Origin of the sequence: Streptomyces sp. NPDC097617 (assembly GCF_044761485.1) — a bacterium.
In the GTDB taxonomy this organism is placed as follows: domain Bacteria; phylum Actinomycetota; class Actinomycetes; order Streptomycetales; family Streptomycetaceae; genus Streptomyces.
Window position 1 is genome coordinate 185386 of record NZ_JBIWCL010000016.1, and the last position, 17680, is coordinate 203065.

Below are 17680 nucleotides of genomic sequence, written 5' to 3' on the forward strand. Positions count from 1 at the left end.
GCTCAAACACGCACGTGCTCGCTCACGCGGCTACGACATTCACCGCTTCCGCAGGCGCCTTGATGGTCACCCGCTCCGGTCCGGCCGCGACCGAAGCCATGGAGACCGAATTGAGCTTCGGGCGGACCGGCACACTCACCGGTTCGCTTGCCGCGGCCGACTGTGCCAGCTCGGCCAGCGACAGTTCGTCACTGACTTCGCGCATCAGCTCGGACATCCGTACGTCCAACGCGTCGCAGATCGCGGAGAGCAACTCGGAGGATGCCTCCTTCTGCCCCCGCTCCACCTCGGAGAGATAGCCGAGAGAAACTCGGGCCGACGAGGAGACTTCGCGCAGAGTACGGCCCTGGCGCTGGCGCTGCCGACGCAGCACGTCACCCAGCAGGCGACGGAGCAGAATCATCGGTGGCTCCCTCCTCTGACCGTGTAGCCGCATCCTTCACGCCCCACCGTACCGCCTCGCGCCGCGGCCGTGCGGGGAGCGATGTCGTGTTCACTCAGGGCTGCAAACATCAAATCCCCCCGTTCTGTTCCGTATCCTGCCTCCGCGCATTCTCACGAAGTTGGTCCGCGAGAAGCCCGAGCACTGTGCGTGCACTCTCCCTACGAATTTCCGCGCGGGAGCCTTTCAACCTCAGACGGACCGTTTTCCTGCCCCCCGGACCGTCCACCGCGACGAAAACGGTGCCCACCGGCTGCCCGTCCTGCGGCTCCGGACCGGCCACCCCGGTCGTCGCGATTCCCCATGAAGCGCCCATCACCCGCCGCACGCCGGCCGCCATCTCCGCCGCGACCTGCGCGTTCACCGCGCCTTCGGCTTCCAGCAGTCCCGCGTCCACCCCGAGGACGAGGTGTTTGACGTCCGTCGCGTACGCCGTCACCGAGCCGCGGAAGGATCGGGAGGCCCCGGGGACGGCCGTGAGGTCGGCGGCGACCATGCCGCCGGTCAGCGATTCGGCCACGGCGAGGGTCTGGTCACTTTCCGTGAGCAGGCGCAGCGTTTCCGCGGCCACTCCGGTCGCATCGACCGCTCCGGCACCGGCTTGCGCCTCCGGAAAATCCCCCGCCGCGTACGTCACCTCGCGGCTCGCTCCGCAGCCCGCTCCGCGGCGAGACCCTGGCGGCGCAGCACGACCGCTTGACGGATGTAGTCCAAACCGGTGACGACGGTCAGCACGACGGCGAGCGCCATCACCCAGAAGCGCATGGTCGCCAGCGCCCCGGTCAGCGCGAGTACGTACATGCCCACGGCGGTGCCCTGGGCCAGGGTCTTCATCTTGCCGCCGCGGCTGGCCGGAATCACTCCGTAGCGGATGACCCAGAAGCGCAGCAGCGTGATCCCGAGCTCCCGGCCGAGGATCACCCCGGTCACCCACCAGGGGAGGTCGCCGAGCCAGGAGAGACAGATCAGCGCCGACCCCATGATCGCCTTGTCGGCGATGGGGTCGGCGATCTTGCCGAAGTCCGTGACCAGGTTGTACGTCCGGGCCAGGTGCCCGTCGAAGATGTCCGTGATCATGGCGACGGCGAACGCCGCCCAGGCCCACGCCCGCCAGGCCGGGTCGTAGCCGCCCTCGGCGAGCAGCAGGAACACGAAGCCCGGCACCAGCACGAGCCGGATCATCGTCAGGATGTTGGCGATGTTCCACAGGCTGGCCTGATTGACCGCCGCGACTCCCAGCTTCGCGCCGGGTACGGGCCGACGGCCGGTCCCGCCCGCCGCAGATGCCGGGACTCCGGTCATCCGGCCGCCTCCTCAAGATCAATGCCGAGCGGCTCGGCCACCAGGTCCACACCCAGGGTGCCGACCACCTTTGCCGTGACGATACGCCCCGGAACGAGTCCCGTGCTGTCGGTGAAGACCACCTGGCCGTCCGTTTCGGGCGCCTGGTGCGCGGCGCGCCCGTAAGCGCCCTCACCGTCCTCGTCGACCGCTTCCACGGTCTCGACGAGAACGTCCAGGGTTTCCCCGATGCGCTCCTCGGCGCGCTGCGAGGTGAGCTCCTCGGCGAGCCGCTGCATGTGGGTCAGCCGCTCGGCGATGGTGTCCGCGTCCAGCTTGTTCTCGTAGCCGACGGCCTCGGTGCCGTCCTCGTCGGAGTAGCCGAAGATGCCGATGGCGTCGAGGCGGGCGTGGGTGAGGAAGCGCTCCAGCTCGGCGAAGTCCGATTCCTTCTCGCCGGGGAAGCCGACGATGAAGTTCGAGCGGACGCCGGCCAGCGGGGCCTTGGAGCGGATGGTGTCCAGCAGCTCCAGGAAGCGGTCGGTGTCACCGAAGCGGCGCATGGCGCGCAGCACGTCGGGGGCCGAGTGCTGGAAGGACAGGTCGAAGTACGGCACGACCTTGGGGGTCGAGGTGAGTACGTCGATCAGGCCCGGCCGCATCTCGGCGGGCTGGAGGTAGCTGACGCGGACGCGCTCGATGCCGTCCACCTCGGCCAGCTCGGGCAGCAGGGTCTCCAGCAGCCGGATGTCGCCGAGGTCCTTGCCGTACGAGGTGTTGTTCTCGGAGACCAGCATGATCTCCTTGACGCCCTGCTCGGCGAGCCAGCGGGTCTCGCCCAGCACGTCACTGGGGCGGCGGGAGATGAAGGAGCCGCGGAAGGACGGGATGGCGCAGAAGGTGCAGCGCCGGTCGCAGCCGGAGGCCAGCTTGACCGAGGCGACGGGGCTCTTGTCCAGCCGGCGGCGCAGGGGCGCGCGCGGGCCCGAGGCGGGCGCGAGCCCGTCCGGCAGGTCGGCGGGGGCCTCCGCGACGGGCTCCTGGGCGTGGCCCGGCAGGGAGACCTCGGCGGCCTGGCGCTCGGCCGGGCTGATCGGCAGCAGCTTGCGCCGGTCACGCGGGGTGTGGGAGGCGTGGATGCCGCCGTTGAGGATGGTCTGGAGGCGGTCGGAGATGTCGGCGTAGTCGTCGAAACCGAGGACTCCGTCGGCTTCGGGGAGCGCTTCGGCAAGTTCCTTGCCGTAGCGCTCGGCCATGCAGCCGACGGCGACGACGGCCTGGGTCTTGCCGTGATCCTTGAGATCGTTGGCTTCCAGCAGGGCGTCTACGGAGTCCTTTTTGGCGGCTTCGACGAAGCCGCAGGTGTTGACGACGGCTACGTCCGCATCGGCGGCGTCCTCGACGAGCTCCCAGCCATCCGCCGCCAAGCGGCCTGCGAGCTCCTCCGAGTCCACCTCGTTACGGGCGCAGCCAAGAGTGACAAGGGCGACGGTACGGCGTTCGGGCATGGACTCAAGACTACTTCGTCCCGGCGTCGGCCCCTGCCGCAAGTCCCCCTACAGCAAGATCCCCGGGGTGCGGCGCAGCACCCCGGGGATCCGGATTCAAGCCTTCCGCCCTAGGGCGGTCCCGCATCAGCCCGCCTGGGGCTGATCCTGCAGGGGGTCGGCCTTCGTGTATTTCAGACGCTCCACCTGACCCGACTGGAAGTCGTCCTTGATCTCCTTGCCGTTCACGAAGAGCTTCACGGCCCCGGCGTCGCCGAGCACGAGGTCGACGGACTCCTTGTCCGTGAAGGTCTTGGACTCACCCTGCACGAGGGTGCCGTCGAAGAGCAGCCGGCCGGTGGAGTCCTTCGCGGAGATCCAGCTCTCGCCCGTGTCGGCCGTCAGGACCACGGTGACGAGGTCCTTGGGCGCGGCGGCGATCGCGCTGTCCGAGGGCTCCGGCTTGGGCGCCTGCGGGGTCTGCTGGGGCGGTACGGCCGGCTTGGCACCGCTCTGCTTGGGTGCGGGCTTGGGCGAGGCGGAACCTTCCGCCACCGGGCGCTTGTCCTTCTCGTCGCCACCGCTGAAGGCGGTGAAGCCGACGAAGCCGATCACGGCGACGATGGCGGCGACCATGGCCGCGGTCCAGTTGGGCCGCTGCCGTTCGGGACGGATCCGCTCGGCTTCGAACATCGGCGCGGCGGGCGTGGGTGCCGGCCGGCCGCCGTGGGCCGCGTCGTAGCTCTCGACCAGTGGTGCCGGATCGAGCTTGACGGCGCGGGCGAGCGTACGGATGTGACCGCGGGCGTAGACGTCGCCGCCGCACCGCGTGAAGTCGTCCTCTTCGATCGCGTGCACGATCGGGATGCGCACGCGGGTGGTGGAACTGACCTCGTCGACGGTGAGCCCGGCGGCGATCCGGGCCTTCTTGAGGGCCGTCCCGATGGACGGGCCTTCGACGGGACGTTCGACGATGCGGTCCTCGGACCGGTCGTCGGTCGAAGGCCGCTCTTCTTCGGGGGAGTTGGAGTTGCCGATGGACACGTGGGCGCCTTTCGAGCGTGTAGCCACCTGCTGGATGTCCAGTCTAGGGGGGTGACGAAAGGGTGGAGCAACCGGAGGGTGCACTTCCTACGCCATCCGAATGGCGAAGGGAGGGTCCTCCCGGTGCGGCGGCCCGACGCTGTGCGCGAGCTGGTACGCGGTACCGCCACCTCTCTTCAACTTGACGCGGGCCCAAGGGAAACGGTTGCCCGGGATTTCATTACGGATGGGCCTCACCGCGGATGACGGCGAGCACTTCGTCCAGGTCATCGGCCTTCAGCAGGACATCGCGCGCCTTCGAACCCTCGCTCGGGCCGACGATTCCCCGCGACTCCATGAGGTCCATGAGCCGCCCGGCCTTGGCGAAGCCCACCCGCAGCTTGCGCTGGAGCATCGAGGTGGATCCGAACTGCGTCGAGACCACCAGCTCCGCCGCCTGGCACAGCAGGTCCAGGTCGTCGCCGATGTCCTCGTCGATCTCCTTCTTCTGCTTCTGCCCGACGGTGACGTCGTCGCGGAAGACGGGCGCCATCTGGTCCTTGCAGTGCTGGACGATCCCGGCGATCTCGTCCTCGGTGACGAAGGCGCCCTGGAGCCGGACCGGCTTGTTGGCGCCCATCGGCAGGAACAGCCCGTCGCCCTTGCCGATCAGCTTCTCGGCGCCCGGCTGGTCGAGGATGACCCGGCTGTCGGCGAGCGAGGAGGTGGCGAAGGCGAGGCGCGAGGGCACGTTCGCCTTGATCAGGCCGGTGACCACGTCCACCGAGGGCCGCTGGGTGGCGAGCACCAGGTGGATGCCTGCCGCGCGGGCCAACTGGGTGATGCGGACGATCGAGTCCTCGACGTCGCGCGGGGCGACCATCATCAGGTCGGCGAGCTCGTCGACGATCACCAGCAGGTACGGGTAGGGGCTGAGCTCCCGCTCGCTGCCCGGCGGCAGTTTGATCTTGCCTTCCCGGATGGCCCGGTTGAAGTCGTCGATGTGCCGGTAGCCGAAGGCGGCCAGGTCGTCGTAGCGCAGGTCCATCTCGCGCACGACCCACTGGAGCGCCTCGGCGGCCCGCTTGGGGTTGGTGATGATCGGCGTGATCAGGTGCGGGATGCCCTCGTAGGCCGTCAGCTCCACCCGCTTGGGGTCCACGAGCACCATCCGGACGTCCTCCGGGGTGGCCCGGACCATGACGGAGGTGATCAGGCAGTTGATGCAGGAGGACTTGCCGGAGCCGGTGGCACCGGCCACCAGCACGTGCGGCATCTTGGCGAGGTTGGCCATCTCGTAGCCGCCCTCGACGTTCTTGCCGAGCGCGACCAGCATCGGGTGGTCGTCCTCGGCCGCGTCCGCGAGGCGCAGCACGTCACCCAGGTTGACCATCTCGCGGTCCGAGTTCGGGATCTCAATGCCGACCGCGGACTTGCCCGGGATCGGGCTGATGATGCGGACGTCCGGCGAGGCCACGGCGTAGGCGATGTTCTTCGCCAGCGCGGTGATCCGCTCGACCTTGACCGCGGCGCCCAGGGTGACCTCGTACCGGGTGACCGTCGGGCCCCGGGTGAAGCCGGTGACCTGTGCGTCGACCTTGAACTCCATGAACACGTTCGTCAGCGAGGCGACCACCGCGTCGTTCGCGGCGCTGCGGGTCTTGCCGGGCCCGCCCTTCTCCAGGAGGTCGAGCGAGGGCAGCGCGTACGTGATGTCCCCGCGCAGCTGGAGCTGCTCGGCGCGCGGCGGCAGCGCCTGGGGCGGCGGCGGGGCTTTGGTCAGATCGGGCACCGACAGCGTCCCGGAGGCCGCGGCGGTGGTGGCGTGCGGCTGCTCGGCAAGGCTCTCGGGGCCGCCTTCGGGGGCGGCCCCGGACACGGCCCCGGACTCGGTCGCGGGAACGGCCTCCGGAACGGTCTCGGGCGAGCCGTCCGGTACGGGGCGCTTCCCGCGGGCGGTCGGCACCGGAGCAGTGAACTCCACGCCCTCCCGCTCGGCACTGATCCCCTGCGTGAGGTCGGCGACGAGCGGGGACGGCGGCATCCCGCCGTAGACCGCCCCGTCCAGCGCGGCGGCGGCCGCCGCGGCCACGTCGACGGCGTCCATCTCCCGTGCCATGCCCGGGCGGGCCGCGGTCCGGCGCGGCCTGCGCCGTCGGGCGAGCGCCTCCTCCTCGGCCTCGTCGACCGGGTCGGCGGCGCCGGAGCCCGGCCGGGCTCCGTTTCGGGCCCGCCACTGCTCCGGGTCGTGCCGCTCGCCGACGGCGCCCTCGGCCTCCCCGTAGCCCTCGTCGTAGTCTCCCCCGGCCTCCGTCCCGGGGTACCCCCCTGGCGCGATGATCCCGAGCCGGATGCCGAGCCTGCGCAGCCGCTGCGGGATCGCGTTGACCGGGGTCGCGGTGACCACGAGCAGCCCGAAGACCGTGAGCAGCACCAGCATGGGCACGGCCAGCGGCGCGCCCATGGTGAAGATCAGCGGTTTGGAGGCGCCCCAGCCGATGAGCCCGCCCGCGTTCTGCATCGCGGTGGTGCCCTCGTCCCGGCCCGGCGCCCCGCAGGCGATGTGGACCAGGCCCAGGACCCCGATGACGAGGGCGGACAGCCCGATGCCGATGCGGCCGTTGGCATCGGTCTGCTCGGGGTGGCGGATGAAGCGCGCGGCCATGACGCCGAGCAGGACCGGCACGAGCAGATCCAGGCGTCCGAAGAGGCCGGTGATCAGCATCGTGACCAGATCCCCGACGGGCCCGCTCAGGTTCGACCAGGTACCGGCGGCCACGATCAGGGCGAGGGCGAGCAGCAGCAGCGCGACGCCGTCCTTGCGGTGGGCGGGGTCGAGGTTCCTGGCTCCCTGGCCGATCCCGCGGAAGACGGCGCCGACCGCGTGCGCGCAGCCGAGCCAGACTGCCCGCACCAGCCGCACCACGCCCCCGGTCGGGGACGGCGCGGGCTTGGCCGCCGCCTTCTTGACCGGGGCGCGCTTGGCGGCCGCGGCCTTCTTCGCCGCAGGCCCCCGCGCGGGCGCGGCCTTCTTCGCCGGCGCCGCCGTACGGCCGGTGCGGCCCTTCGCGGTGCCCGCCGTGCTCTGGGAACCCTTACCGGACGTACGTGAGGCCATGGGGCCGAGGTTACCGGTGCGCACGCCGGTGGACACGCGTGCCCACCCCTTCACCCGTTCGTGTCGTCGGCTCCGTAGGCGCTTTGACGCACCGCCAGTACCGACCCGCGCACGGTCAGTTCTGCGCGGGCAGCGCCGGGGCCCCTCCGGCGGTTCCGGGCTCCAGTGCGTCCAGCGCCCGCCGCAGCCCGGTGAGTTTGCGCTCCAGGTGCGCCGCGGTCGCCACCACACCCGCGTCGGCCGAATCCTCGCCGAGCTGCTTGGTCAGCGCCTCCGCCTGCTCCTCGACCGCCGCGAGCCGCGCGGAGAGCTCGGCCAGCAGCCCGGCCGTCTCCTTGCTCGCGTCCACGCCGTTGGAGCTGCCGCCCTCCAGCTGGAGCCGCAGCAGGGCCGCCTGCTCGCGCAGTTGGCAGTTCTTCGTGTACAGCTCCACGAAGACCGAGACCTTGGCCCGCAGCACCCACGGGTCGAAGGGCTTGGAGATGTAGTCGACCGCACCCGCCGCGTAACCGCGGAACGTGTGGTGCGGACCGTGGTTGATCGCGGTCAGGAAGATGATCGGGATGTCCCGGGTCCGTTCCCGCCGCTTGATGTGCGCGGCCGTTTCGAATCCGTCCATGCCCGGCATCTGGACATCCAGCAGGATGACCGCGAAATCGTCCGTCAGCAGCGCCTTGAGCGCTTCCTCCCCCGACGACGCCCGGACCAGTGTCTGATCGAGCGCGGAGAGGATGGCCTCCAGCGCCAGCAGATTCTCCGGCCGGTCGTCGACCAGGAGGATCTTGGCCTTCTGCACCATGCCCTGTCCTCCTCGCCCCGGCATGGGGCCTCCCCGGCTCCGGGCTCCGGCCTGTGCGCCGGGCCCCGCCCCAGAGGGCGGCATCCTTGCGCCGTCCGTCCTTGTGCCGGTCATCGTAGCCCCAGTCCCGAGATCGCCACACCCTGTCACCAAGATGTCACTGTGCACGAAGCAGAAACGTGGTGGGAGAGCAGAAGGTTCCCCGTTTACCGTCCTTCCATGCCCTTACGGGCACAGTGAGTCAGCTACGGGCCTCCGTCCGCTCTCCCCGCGATCACTTGCCGCGCATCCACTGCTCCATCACCGACAGCAGATAGTCGGGATCGACCGGCTTGGTGACGTAGTCGGAAGCACCGGAGTCAATCGCCTTCTCCCGGTCCCCCTTCATCGCCTTCGCCGTCAGCGCGATGATCGGCAGCCCGGCGAACTGCGGCATGCGCCGGATCGCCGAGGTCGTCGCGTACCCGTCCATCTCGGGCATCATGATGTCCATCAGTACGACCGTCACATTGTCGTGCTGCTCCAGGACTTCGATGCCCTCGCGCCCGTTCTCCGCGTACAGCACGGCCAGTCCGTGCTGCTCCAGCACGCTGGTGAGGGCGAAGACGTTGCGTACGTCGTCGTCGACGATCAGCACCTTCTCGCCGTGGAAGTCGTACGTCCGGGGCACCACCGGAGGCTCATCGTCCGCGCTGCCCCAACCGTCCTCGGGCCCCATCACGTTCGACTGGCCGGGCACCGCCGTACGCGGCTCCAGCTCGCTCGCCGCCTTGCGCCGCCGCCGGAACAGCGCGGCCCCGCCGCCGTGCCCCTGCACGGCCGGCTCGGCCGCCGACAGCGCCGGACGTGCCGGCTGCGCCTGCACCGACGGTACGGACGCGGGCGCGGGCCGCCCGCCGTCCACGGACCTGCGGTACAGCTCACCGCGGGCACCGCCGGGGGTGGGCGGCGCGTACCCCTGCGGGGGCAGCTCGCTCGGGTGCAGCGGCAGGTACAGCGTGAAGGTGGACCCGCGGCCGGGCTCGCTCGCCGCGTGGATCTCCCCGCCCAGCAGCCGGGCGATCTCCCGGCTGATGGACAGCCCCAGCCCGGTGCCGCCGTACTTGCGGCTCGTCGTCCCGTCCGCCTGCTTGAACGCCTCGAAGATCACCAGCATCTTGCTCGCGGCGATCCCGATCCCGGTGTCGGTGACCGAGAAGGCGATCAGGTCCGCGTCCGCCTCCCGCAGCGAACCGGCCTCCAGCAGCTGCTCGCGGATCGCCATCGGCACATCGGCGCCGGCCGGCCGGATCACCAGCTCCACCGCCCCGCTGTCGGTGAACTTCACCGCGTTCGACAGCAGGTTGCGCAGTACCTGGAGCAGCCGCTGCTCGTCGGTGTGCAAGGTGGCGGGCAGCTCCGGGGAGACCCGGACCGAGAAGTCCAGGCCCTTCTCCGCCGTGAGCGGCCGGAACGTCGCCTCCACGTAGTCCACGAGCTGGACCAGCGCGATCCGGGTCGGCGAGACGTCCATCTTCCCGGCCTCGACCTTCGACAGGTCAAGGATGTCGTTGATCAACTGGAGCAGGTCCGAACCCGCCCCGTGGATGGTCTCGGCGAACTCCACCTGCTTGGGAGAGAGGTTCTCTTCCGCGTTGTCGGCGAGCAGCTTGGCCAGGATCAGCAGCGAGTTGAGCGGGGTCCGCAGCTCGTGCGACATGTTCGCCAGGAACTCGGACTTGTAGCGCATCGAAACCGCGAGCTGCTCGGCCCGCTCCTCCAGGACCTGCCGGGCCTCCTCGATCTCGGTGTTCTTCACCTCGATGTCCCGGTTCTGCTGGGCCAGCAGCTCGGCCTTCTCCTCCAGCTCCGCGTTGGCGGCCTGCAGTGCCTTCTGCCGGTTCTCCAGCTCGTCGGAGCGCTCGCGCAGCTGCTCGGTCATCTCCTGCGACTGCTTCAGCAGCATCTCCGTCTTGGAGTTGACGCTGATGGTGTTGACGCTCGTACCGATCATCTCGGCGATCTGGCTGAGGAAGTCCTTCTGGATCTGCGTGAAGGGCGTGAAGGAGGCCAGCTCGATGACGCCGAGCACCTTCCCCTCGAAGAGCACCGGCAGCACGATCACGTGCGCCGGCGGTGCCTCGCCCAGACCCGAGGAGATCTTCAGGTAGCCCGGCGGAGTGTTCTCGACGAGGATCATCCGCTTCTCCTCGGCGACCGCCCCGATCAACCCCTCCCCCGGCCGGAAGGAGATGGGCATCTGGCCGCCCGCGTACGCGTAACTCCCGCGCATCCGCAGCTCGTACGAACCGTCCGCGCCCCCCTCCGTCCCGAACTCGGTGGTGCCGCCGGCCGGCAGCGCCAGGAAGAAGGCGCCGTGCTGCGCCGAGACCACCGGCGTCAGCTCGCTCATGATCAGCGAGGCGACGTCGTCGAGCTCGCGGCGGCCCTGCATCAACGCGGAGATGCGGGCGAGGTTGCCCTTGAGCCAGTCCTGCTCCTTGTTGGCCAAGGTGGTGTCGCGCAGGTTCGCGATCATCGTGTTGATGTTGTCCTGGAGGACCTGGATCTCACCCGCCGCGTCCACGTCGATCTTCAGGTTGAGGTCGCCGCGGGTCACCGCGGTGGCCACGGCCGCGATCGCGCGCACCTGCCGGGTGAGGTTCCCGGCCATCTCGTTCACGGACTCGGTCAGGTCCCGCCAGGTGCCGTCGACGTCCCGCACCCGGGCCTGGCCGCCGAGGATGCCCTCGGTGCCCACCTCGCGGGCCACGCGGGTCACCTGGTCCGCGAAGGACGACAGCTGGTCGACCATCGTGTTGATGGTGGTCTTGAGCTCCAGGATCTCGCCGCGGGCATCGATGTCGATCTTCTTGGTCATGTCGCCCTTGGCGATGGCGGTCGTGACCATGGCGATCTGCCGCACCTGACCGGTGAGGTTGGAGGCCATGAAGTTCACCGAGTCGGTGAGGTCCTTCCACGTCCCCGAGACGCCCGGTACGTGCGCCTGACCGCCCAGGCGGCCCTCAGTGCCCACCTCGCGGGCCACCCGCGTCACCTCGTCCGCGAAGGACGACAGGGTCTTCACCATCGTGTTGACCGTGTCGGCGAGCTGCGCGACCTCGCCGCGCGCCTCCACCGTGACCTTCTTGGTCAGGTCACCGTTGGCGACCGCCGCCGAGACCTGGGAGATGTTGCGCACCTGGGAGGTCAGGTTGTTGGCCATCAGGTTGACGTTGTCGGTCAGGTCCTTCCAGATGCCCGTCACCCCGCGCACCCGGGCCTGGCCGCCGAGGATGCCCTCGGAGCCCACCTCGCGGGCCACCCGCGTCACCTGCTCCGCGAAGGACGACAGCTGGTCCACCATCGTGTTCACGGTCGTGACCAGCTCGAGGATCTCGCCCTTGGCGTCGACGGTGATCTTCTTGGAGAGGTCGCCCATGGCCACGGCCGTGGTCACCTCGGCGATGTTGCGCACCTGGGACGTCAGGTTGTTCGCCATGAAGTTGACGGACTGTGTGAGGTCCTTCCAGGTACCGGAGACCCCCTTCACCTCCGCCTGGCCGCCGAGAATGCCCTCGGTACCCACCTCGCGCGCCACCCGCGTCACCTGCTCCGCGAAGTTCGAGAGCTGGTCGACCATGGTGTTGAGGGTGTTCTTCAGCTCCAGGATCTCGCCCCGGGCGTCCACGTCGATCTTCTGCGACAGGTCACCGCGGGCCACCGCCGTCGCGACCTGCGCGATGTTGCGCACCTGCGAGGTCAGGTTCCCCGCCATGCCGTTCACGGAGTCCGTCAGGTCGCGCCATACGCCGGCCACCCCGGGCACCTGCGCCTGACCGCCGAGGCGGCCCTCCGTACCCACGTCCCGGGCGACCCGGGTCACCTGCTCGGCGAAGGCCGAGAGCTGGTCGACCATCGTGTTGATGGTGTTCTTCAGCTCCAGGATCTCGCCCCGGGCGTCCACGTCGATCTTCTGCGACAGGTCGCCCCGGGCCACCGCCGTCGTCACCTGCGCGATCTGGCGCACCTGCGACGTCAGGTTCCCGGCCATGAAGTTGACGGAGTCGGTGAGCTCCTTCCAGGTGCCGGACACCCCCTCGACCCGCGCCTGGCCGCCGAGGCGGCCCTCCGTACCCACGTCCCGCGCCATCCGCGTGACCTGGTCGGCGAAGGAAGACAGCTGGTCCACCATCGTGTTCACGGTGTTCTTCAGCTGGAGCATCTCGCCGGAGACGTCCACCGTGACCTTCTGCGACAGGTCGCCGTTGGCCACCGCCGTCGTCACCTGCGCGATGTTGCGGACCTGCCCGGTGAGGTTGCGGAAGGCGGTGTTCACCGAGTCGGTGAGGTCCTTCCACGTCCCCGCCGCACCCGGCACCTGCGCCTGGCCGCCCAGCTCACCCTCGACGCCGACCTCACGGGCCACACGCGTCACTTCCGCACCGAAGGACGAGAGTTGGTCCACCATCGTGTTGACGGTGTTCTTCAGCTCCAGCATCTCGCCGGCCACGTCGACCGTGACCTTCTGCGACAGGTCGCCGTTGGCCACCGCCGTCGTCACCTGCGCGATGTCCCGTACCTGCGTGGTGAGGTTGCGGAAGACTGTGTTCACCGAGTCGGTGAGGTCCTTCCACGTCCCCGCCGCACCCGGCACCTGCGCCTGGCCGCCCAGCAGGCCCTTGGCCCCGACCTCGCTCGCCACACGTGTGACCTCGTCCGCGAAGGTCCGCAGCGTCTCGGTCATCTGATTGATCGTTTCGGCCAGCTGCGCCACCTCGCCGCGCGCGCTGACCCGTACCTTCTGCGACAGGTCGCCGTTCGCGACCGCCGTCGTCACCTGCGCGATCCCGCGCACCTGAGCCGTCAGGTTCCCGGCCATGGTGTTGACCGAGTCCGTCAGGTCCTTCCACACGCCCGCGACCCCGGGCACCTTCGCCTGGCCGCCCAGCTCGCCCTCCGTACCCACCTCGCGGGCGACACGGGTCACCTCGGAGGAGAAGGAGGACAGCTGGTCCACCATCGTGTTCACGGTGTTCTTCAGCTGGAGCATCTCGCCGGCCACGTGCACCGTGACCTTGCGCGACAGATCGCCCTTGGCGACCGCCGTCGTGACGAGAGCGATATCACGTACCTGGGCGGTGAGCCGGTACGCCATCGTGTTGACGGAGTCGGTCAGATCCTTCCAGGATCCCGACATCCCGCGCACCTGGGCCTGCCCACCGAGCTTGCCCTCGGTACCCACTTCCAGCGCGACGCGCGTCACCTCGTCGGTGAACGCGGACAGTTGGTCGACCAGGTTGTTGACCGTACGCCCGACCTTCAGGAACTCGCCGCGCAGCGGATGCCCGGCCCCCTCGGCCGCCTGCGTCCGCAGGTCCATCCGCTGGTCCAGATCGCCCTCGGCCACCGCCGACAGCACCCGGCCCACCTCGGACACCGGCCGGGCCAGATCGTCCACCAACTGGTTCGAGGCATCGATCGCGGCCGCCCAGGAACCCTCGCAGGCACCCGTTTCCAGCCGTTCGCTCAGCTTGCCCTCACGGCCCACCATCCGCCGCACCCGGGACAGCTCCCCGGTGAGATGAAGATTACGGTCGGCGACCTCGTTGTAGACGGCGGCGATCTCCGCCATCACGCCCTCGCCGGACACCGTCAGCCGCTTGCGGAAATTCCCGTCCCGCATCGACACCAGGGCCGTGAGCAGCCGGTTCAGAGCGGCGGTATCGACCTCCGTCGTGCCACTGCGCCGGGAACGTCCGCCCTTCGGCCGCGTTCCCGTACGCCGTACCGCTGCGCCAGACTCCACCGTGTCCCTCCCGAAAGGGTCGACCGCTTATCCACCGGACACCTGACTCACCACAAGCCGGCTCTTCAAGCCTGCCCAGTGTTTCACCCTGGCCGAACCCGGCCATAACACTTCGGCACCATTGCACACCCGCCGTACCCTGCGGGTGGAATCCCTGACGAGCGCACATGCCGACCGCGAAGGTAAGTAACCTGGCACCCGATGTCCAACCGCGTCGAAGGAGACTCGTGATCACGGCACGGGCGGCTGCCAGCTTCGATCCCCTCGGGCGCTCGGTCGCCGCCGCCCGCGGGTTCGTCCGCGACACCCTGCACGGCTGGGGTTTCGCGGACATCGTCGACGACGCGGTGGTCCTCACCAGCGAGCTCGTCACCAATGCCGTGGTCCACGCCGGCACCCGGGCCGAGGTCCTGTGCCTGCGCGCCGAGGGCGGCGTACGGGTCGAGGTCGCCGACCGGTATCCGGAGCGCGAGCTCCCGCTCCAGCACCCCGGCGAGCGCCCCTACGCCGACCCCGACCGCGAGAACGGCCGCGGCCTGATGCTCTGCGCCGCCCTCGCCACCCGCTGGGGCGTCGAGTACACCGCCACCCACAAGCACGTGTGGTTCCGTATCGACCTGCCAGACCGGCCGGTCGGTACCCGCTCCGCGGGCCCCGTCATCCCCGACCAGCTGCTGCCCCTGGCCGACAGCCGGGTCCGCGTCGCCGTCCTCCAGATCGACTCGGACGACGCCATCTCCGCCTGGAACGAGGACGCCGAGCACATCTTCGGCCACCCCGCCGAGAAGGCCCTGGGCCGCCCGCTCGCCGAGCTCGCCGCCTGGCCGCAGACCCCCGGCACCGGGACCGGCATCGCCGAGGCCCTGCGCCTGTCCCGCTGGGAGGGCAGCTACGGCGTCCGCGGCGCCGACGGCCGCGTCATCCCCGTCTTCGCCTCCCACCTGCGGGTCCGCGACGCCCACGGCGAACCGTCGATCGTCTGCCTGCTCGTCCACGACGACGAGCGGGCCCTGCTCCAGACCCCGGTGCGGGTGCCCGCCCCCGACAGCGGCCACTTCACCGATCCGCGCCCCGCGGACCCCTTCGAGGTCTTCATCGGCTCCCCCGCCCCCGATGACCTCGACGGACTCCTCCAACGCACCGTCGAGCGCGCCCGCGACCTCCTCGATGCCGACGCCGCCTTCCTGCTGCTCGCCACCGACGACGAAACCGAGCTGGAGGTCCGCGCCACGACCGGTCTGCCCTCCACCCGCCAGCGCTTCGCCCGCGTCCCCGTCGAGGCCGGAACCAACCGCTACGGCTCCGCCCGCATGCCCGCCGTCCACGACGACCTCATCGCCGCACCGGGAGCCGTACCGCTCCTGGAGGCCACCGGCATGCGCTCCGCCGTCACCGTCCCGCTCAAGGTGGAAGGCCGCCTCACCGGCTCGCTCGGCGTCGCCGCCGAAACCCCCGGCCGCTACTCCAACGAAGAGGCCCTGCACCTCCAGTTCGCCGCCGACCGCATCGCCCTCGCCGTCGAGTCCGCGCGCCTCGGCGAACTGGAACGACTGCGCCGCGGCTCCCTCTCCTTCCTCGTCGAGGCCTCCGACCTGCTGGCCGGCACCCTCGACCGGGACCAGACCCTGGCGCTGATGGCCCAGATGACCGTCCCGACCCTCGCCACCTGGTGCGCCGTCTACACGATCGCCGACCAGTCCTCGGACCCGTACCTCTCCTACGTCCTCCACGAGGACGAGGAGCGCATCGACGGCCTCAAGGACCTGCTTTCCCGGGTCAGCCCGCCCGAGCCGGTCCGCGAGGCCGGCGCCCGCCCGTGGGCCGAGGCCACCACCGCGGTGGGCGGCGAGACCGTGGTCCTCCCCCTCCTCGCCCGCAACCGCGTCATCGGCATGCTCACCCTCGGCAAGCCGCGGGAAGAGCACTTCCGCCAGGAGATCCTCGAACTGGCCGAGGACCTCTCCCGCAGGGCCGCGCTGGCCCTCGACAACGCCCGCCTCTACTCCGAGCGCACCGCGATCAGCCGCTCCCTCCAGCGCAGCCTGCTGCCGCCCGGCTCCCCCGCGATCCCCGGCATGGAGGTCGAGGTCATCTACCGCGCGGCCGGCGAGGGCAACGAGGTCGGCGGCGACTTCTACGACGTCTTCCCGATCCGCGACGGCGCGTACGGCTTCGCCATCGGCGACGTCTGCGGTACGGGTCCCGAAGCGGCCGCAGTCACCGGCCTCGCCCGGCACGCACTGCGCCTGCTGGCCCGCGAGGGCCTGGGCGGCCCGGCCGTACTGGAGCGACTCAACGCCGCCATCCTCGACGAGGGCGCCCGCAGCCGCTTCCTGACCCTCCTGTACGGCGAGCTCCACCCCCAGCCGGACGGCGGCGCCCTGATGAAGGTCGTCTGCGCGGGCCACCCGCTGCCGCTGCGCCTGCGCCCGAACGGCCAGGTCGACGCGGCCGCCGACCCTCAGCCGCTGCTGGGCGTGATCGAGGACCTGGACCTTTACGAGCAGACCCTGACCCTCGACCCCGGCGATGTCCTGCTGTGCGTCACGGACGGCGTCACCGAGCGCCGCGAGGGGACCCGCATGCTCGGCGACGACGGCCTCGCCGAGGTCCTCACCACCTGTACGGGCCTCACCGCGGGCGCGGTCGCCTCCCGCGTGCTGCGCGCGGTGGAACGCTTCGCCGCGGAACCCGCATCGGACGACATGGCGATCCTCGCCTTCCGCGTCCCGGAGCAGCGCACGGGCGACTGACTCAGCCCGGACTCATGGGATCCGGCGGGTGGAGGAGCGCAGGGCGAAGGCCATCACCAGCTCGAAGACGCCGAGAAGTACGAGCCAGAGTCCCAGCAGCCGGGTCAGGGCGACCGCGGAGTCCACGGGGAAGCAGAGCACGACGATGCCGGCGACGGCGCCGAGGGCTCCCAGCCCGAACCGCATGCCCCGGTGCACGAGCGAGCGGTCCGCGATCGCGGTGAACGCCGTGAGCACTCCGGTCAGCAACCAGAACACCCCGACGATCAGGGTCAGCGCTCCGATGGTCTGCATCGGATGACGCAGGACCAGGACGCCGGCCAGGAACGCGAGCATGGCGATCAGTACGCCCGCCAGCTTGCTTCCGCCGTCGCCTCCCTGCGAGAAGGCCGTGACGAAGCGGAAGACGCCCGCCACGAGGAGCTGCAGACCGATGATGACGGCCAGGATGTGAAGCGTCTCGTCGGGCCAGACCAGCACCAGAATGCCGGGGATCAGGGTCGCGAGGGCGAAACCGAGAGCCCAGTGCCATGTGGCTCCGACCTGCCTGAAGAGATCCTCGGGGTCGCTCTGCGTGGGCTGCGAGTGCTGCGGCGCCGCGTCGGGGGGTACGGTCATCACGCCTCCTGGGCCAACCGAGCGGCCAGTGGGGGCACCTGTGGCACCTCAAAGCCGCCGGACGTACCTTATCTACCCTTCACATCCACCTTAGGCAGGTAGGGTCCAGCGCGCCCGGCGACCGTGTCCCGCCCCGGTCCCGCTTCTTGAGGGGAAAACAAAAAAGGCCCCCGCCAGGAGGCGGGGGCCTTTCTATGTGGAGCCCTTTAACGGAATCGAACCGTTGACCTTCTCCTTACCATGGAGACGCTCTACCGACTGAGCTAAAAGGGCGGGTTGTTCGGCGGCGTCCTACTCTCCCACAGGGTCCCCCCTGCAGTACCATCGGCGCTGAAAGGCTTAGCTTCCGGGTTCGAAATGTAACCGGGCGT

At 70.0% G+C, this 17680-nt stretch carries 10 protein-coding genes, 1 tRNA gene and 1 rRNA gene; 1 reads left to right on the forward strand and 11 read right to left on the reverse strand.

Features of this window, described 5'->3' with window-relative positions:
• Positions 1-22: 22 nt before the first annotated feature.
• The 8 genes from ACIQZO_RS24900 to ACIQZO_RS24935 all read right to left on the reverse strand — a co-directional run bounded on the left by ACIQZO_RS24900 (position 23) and on the right by ACIQZO_RS24935 (position 13938).
• A complete protein-coding gene (locus tag ACIQZO_RS24900) occupies positions 23-403 on the reverse strand; it encodes a helix-turn-helix domain-containing protein (protein WP_403629802.1) in 381 nt (126 codons plus the stop codon).
• Positions 404-512: 109 nt separating this feature from the next.
• Entirely contained in the window at positions 513-1013 is a 501-nt protein-coding gene (locus ACIQZO_RS24905) for a CinA family protein (RefSeq protein ID WP_403629847.1), read from the reverse strand.
• A gap of 62 nt (positions 1014-1075) precedes the next feature.
• Positions 1076-1744, reverse strand: a complete 669-nt coding sequence (gene pgsA / locus ACIQZO_RS24910; protein WP_403629805.1) for a CDP-diacylglycerol--glycerol-3-phosphate 3-phosphatidyltransferase — start codon at positions 1742-1744, stop codon at positions 1076-1078.
• Positions 1741-3231: a 30S ribosomal protein S12 methylthiotransferase RimO gene (rimO, locus tag ACIQZO_RS24915; protein ID WP_403629807.1), complete on the reverse strand. Its 1491-nt coding sequence runs from the start codon at positions 3229-3231 to the stop codon at positions 1741-1743. Before rimO ends, pgsA begins: the two co-directional genes overlap by 4 nt.
• Positions 3232-3357: 126 nt before the next feature.
• Complete coding sequence (locus ACIQZO_RS24920) at positions 3358-4254, reverse strand: helix-turn-helix domain-containing protein (RefSeq protein ID WP_403629809.1); 897 nt, start codon at positions 4252-4254, stop codon at positions 3358-3360.
• A gap of 220 nt (positions 4255-4474) precedes the next feature.
• Positions 4475-7351 carry a DNA translocase FtsK gene (locus ACIQZO_RS24925; protein ID WP_403629812.1) on the reverse strand — a complete coding sequence of 959 codons (2877 nt, stop codon included), beginning with the start codon at positions 7349-7351 and terminating at the stop codon, positions 4475-4477.
• A gap of 115 nt (positions 7352-7466) precedes the next feature.
• A complete protein-coding gene (locus tag ACIQZO_RS24930; protein WP_383190692.1) occupies positions 7467-8150 on the reverse strand; it encodes a two-component system response regulator in 684 nt (227 codons plus the stop codon).
• 274 nt (positions 8151-8424) lie between these two features.
• Positions 8425-13938, reverse strand: a complete 5514-nt coding sequence (locus tag ACIQZO_RS24935; protein WP_403629815.1) for a HAMP domain-containing protein — start codon at positions 13936-13938, stop codon at positions 8425-8427.
• A 167-nt stretch (positions 13939-14105) separates the two neighbouring features.
• On the opposite strand from ACIQZO_RS24935, the gene ACIQZO_RS24940 reads away from it, so the two are divergent.
• Entirely contained in the window at positions 14106-16691 is a 2586-nt protein-coding gene (locus tag ACIQZO_RS24940; protein WP_403629817.1) for a SpoIIE family protein phosphatase, read from the forward strand.
• Between the two features lie 12 nt (positions 16692-16703).
• Here the strand turns inward: ACIQZO_RS24940 and ACIQZO_RS24945 are convergent, their stop codons facing one another.
• The 3 genes from ACIQZO_RS24945 to rrf form a co-directional block, all read right to left on the reverse strand.
• Positions 16704-17309 (reverse strand): HdeD family acid-resistance protein, encoded by a 606-nt coding sequence (locus tag ACIQZO_RS24945; protein WP_403629820.1) that lies wholly within the window; start codon positions 17307-17309, stop codon positions 16704-16706.
• Positions 17310-17506: 197 nt separating this feature from the next.
• A tRNA-Thr gene (locus tag ACIQZO_RS24950) sits at positions 17507-17582 on the reverse strand.
• Positions 17583-17587: 5 nt separating this feature from the next.
• A 5S ribosomal RNA gene (gene rrf, locus ACIQZO_RS24955) occupies positions 17588-17680 on the reverse strand; the annotation flags it as partial.

What these genes read in the sequence shown, in the direction of transcription:
- ACIQZO_RS24940 (WP_403629817.1), top strand. Translation starts at nt 14,106, where the DNA reads ATGCCGACCGCGAAGGTAAGTAACCTGGCACCCGATGTCCAACCGCGT.
- rimO (WP_403629807.1), bottom strand. Translation starts at nt 3,231, where the DNA reads ATGCCCGAACGCCGTACCGTCGCCCTTGTCACTCTTGGCTGCGCCCGT.
- ACIQZO_RS24925 (WP_403629812.1), bottom strand. Translation starts at nt 7,351, where the DNA reads ATGGCCTCACGTACGTCCGGTAAGGGTTCCCAGAGCACGGCGGGCACC.
- ACIQZO_RS24945 (WP_403629820.1), bottom strand. Translation starts at nt 17,309, where the DNA reads ATGACCGTACCCCCCGACGCGGCGCCGCAGCACTCGCAGCCCACGCAG.
- pgsA (WP_403629805.1), bottom strand. Translation starts at nt 1,744, where the DNA reads ATGACCGGAGTCCCGGCATCTGCGGCGGGCGGGACCGGCCGTCGGCCC.
- ACIQZO_RS24930 (WP_383190692.1), bottom strand. Translation starts at nt 8,150, where the DNA reads ATGGTGCAGAAGGCCAAGATCCTCCTGGTCGACGACCGGCCGGAGAAT.
- ACIQZO_RS24900 (WP_403629802.1), bottom strand. Translation starts at nt 403, where the DNA reads ATGATTCTGCTCCGTCGCCTGCTGGGTGACGTGCTGCGTCGGCAGCGC.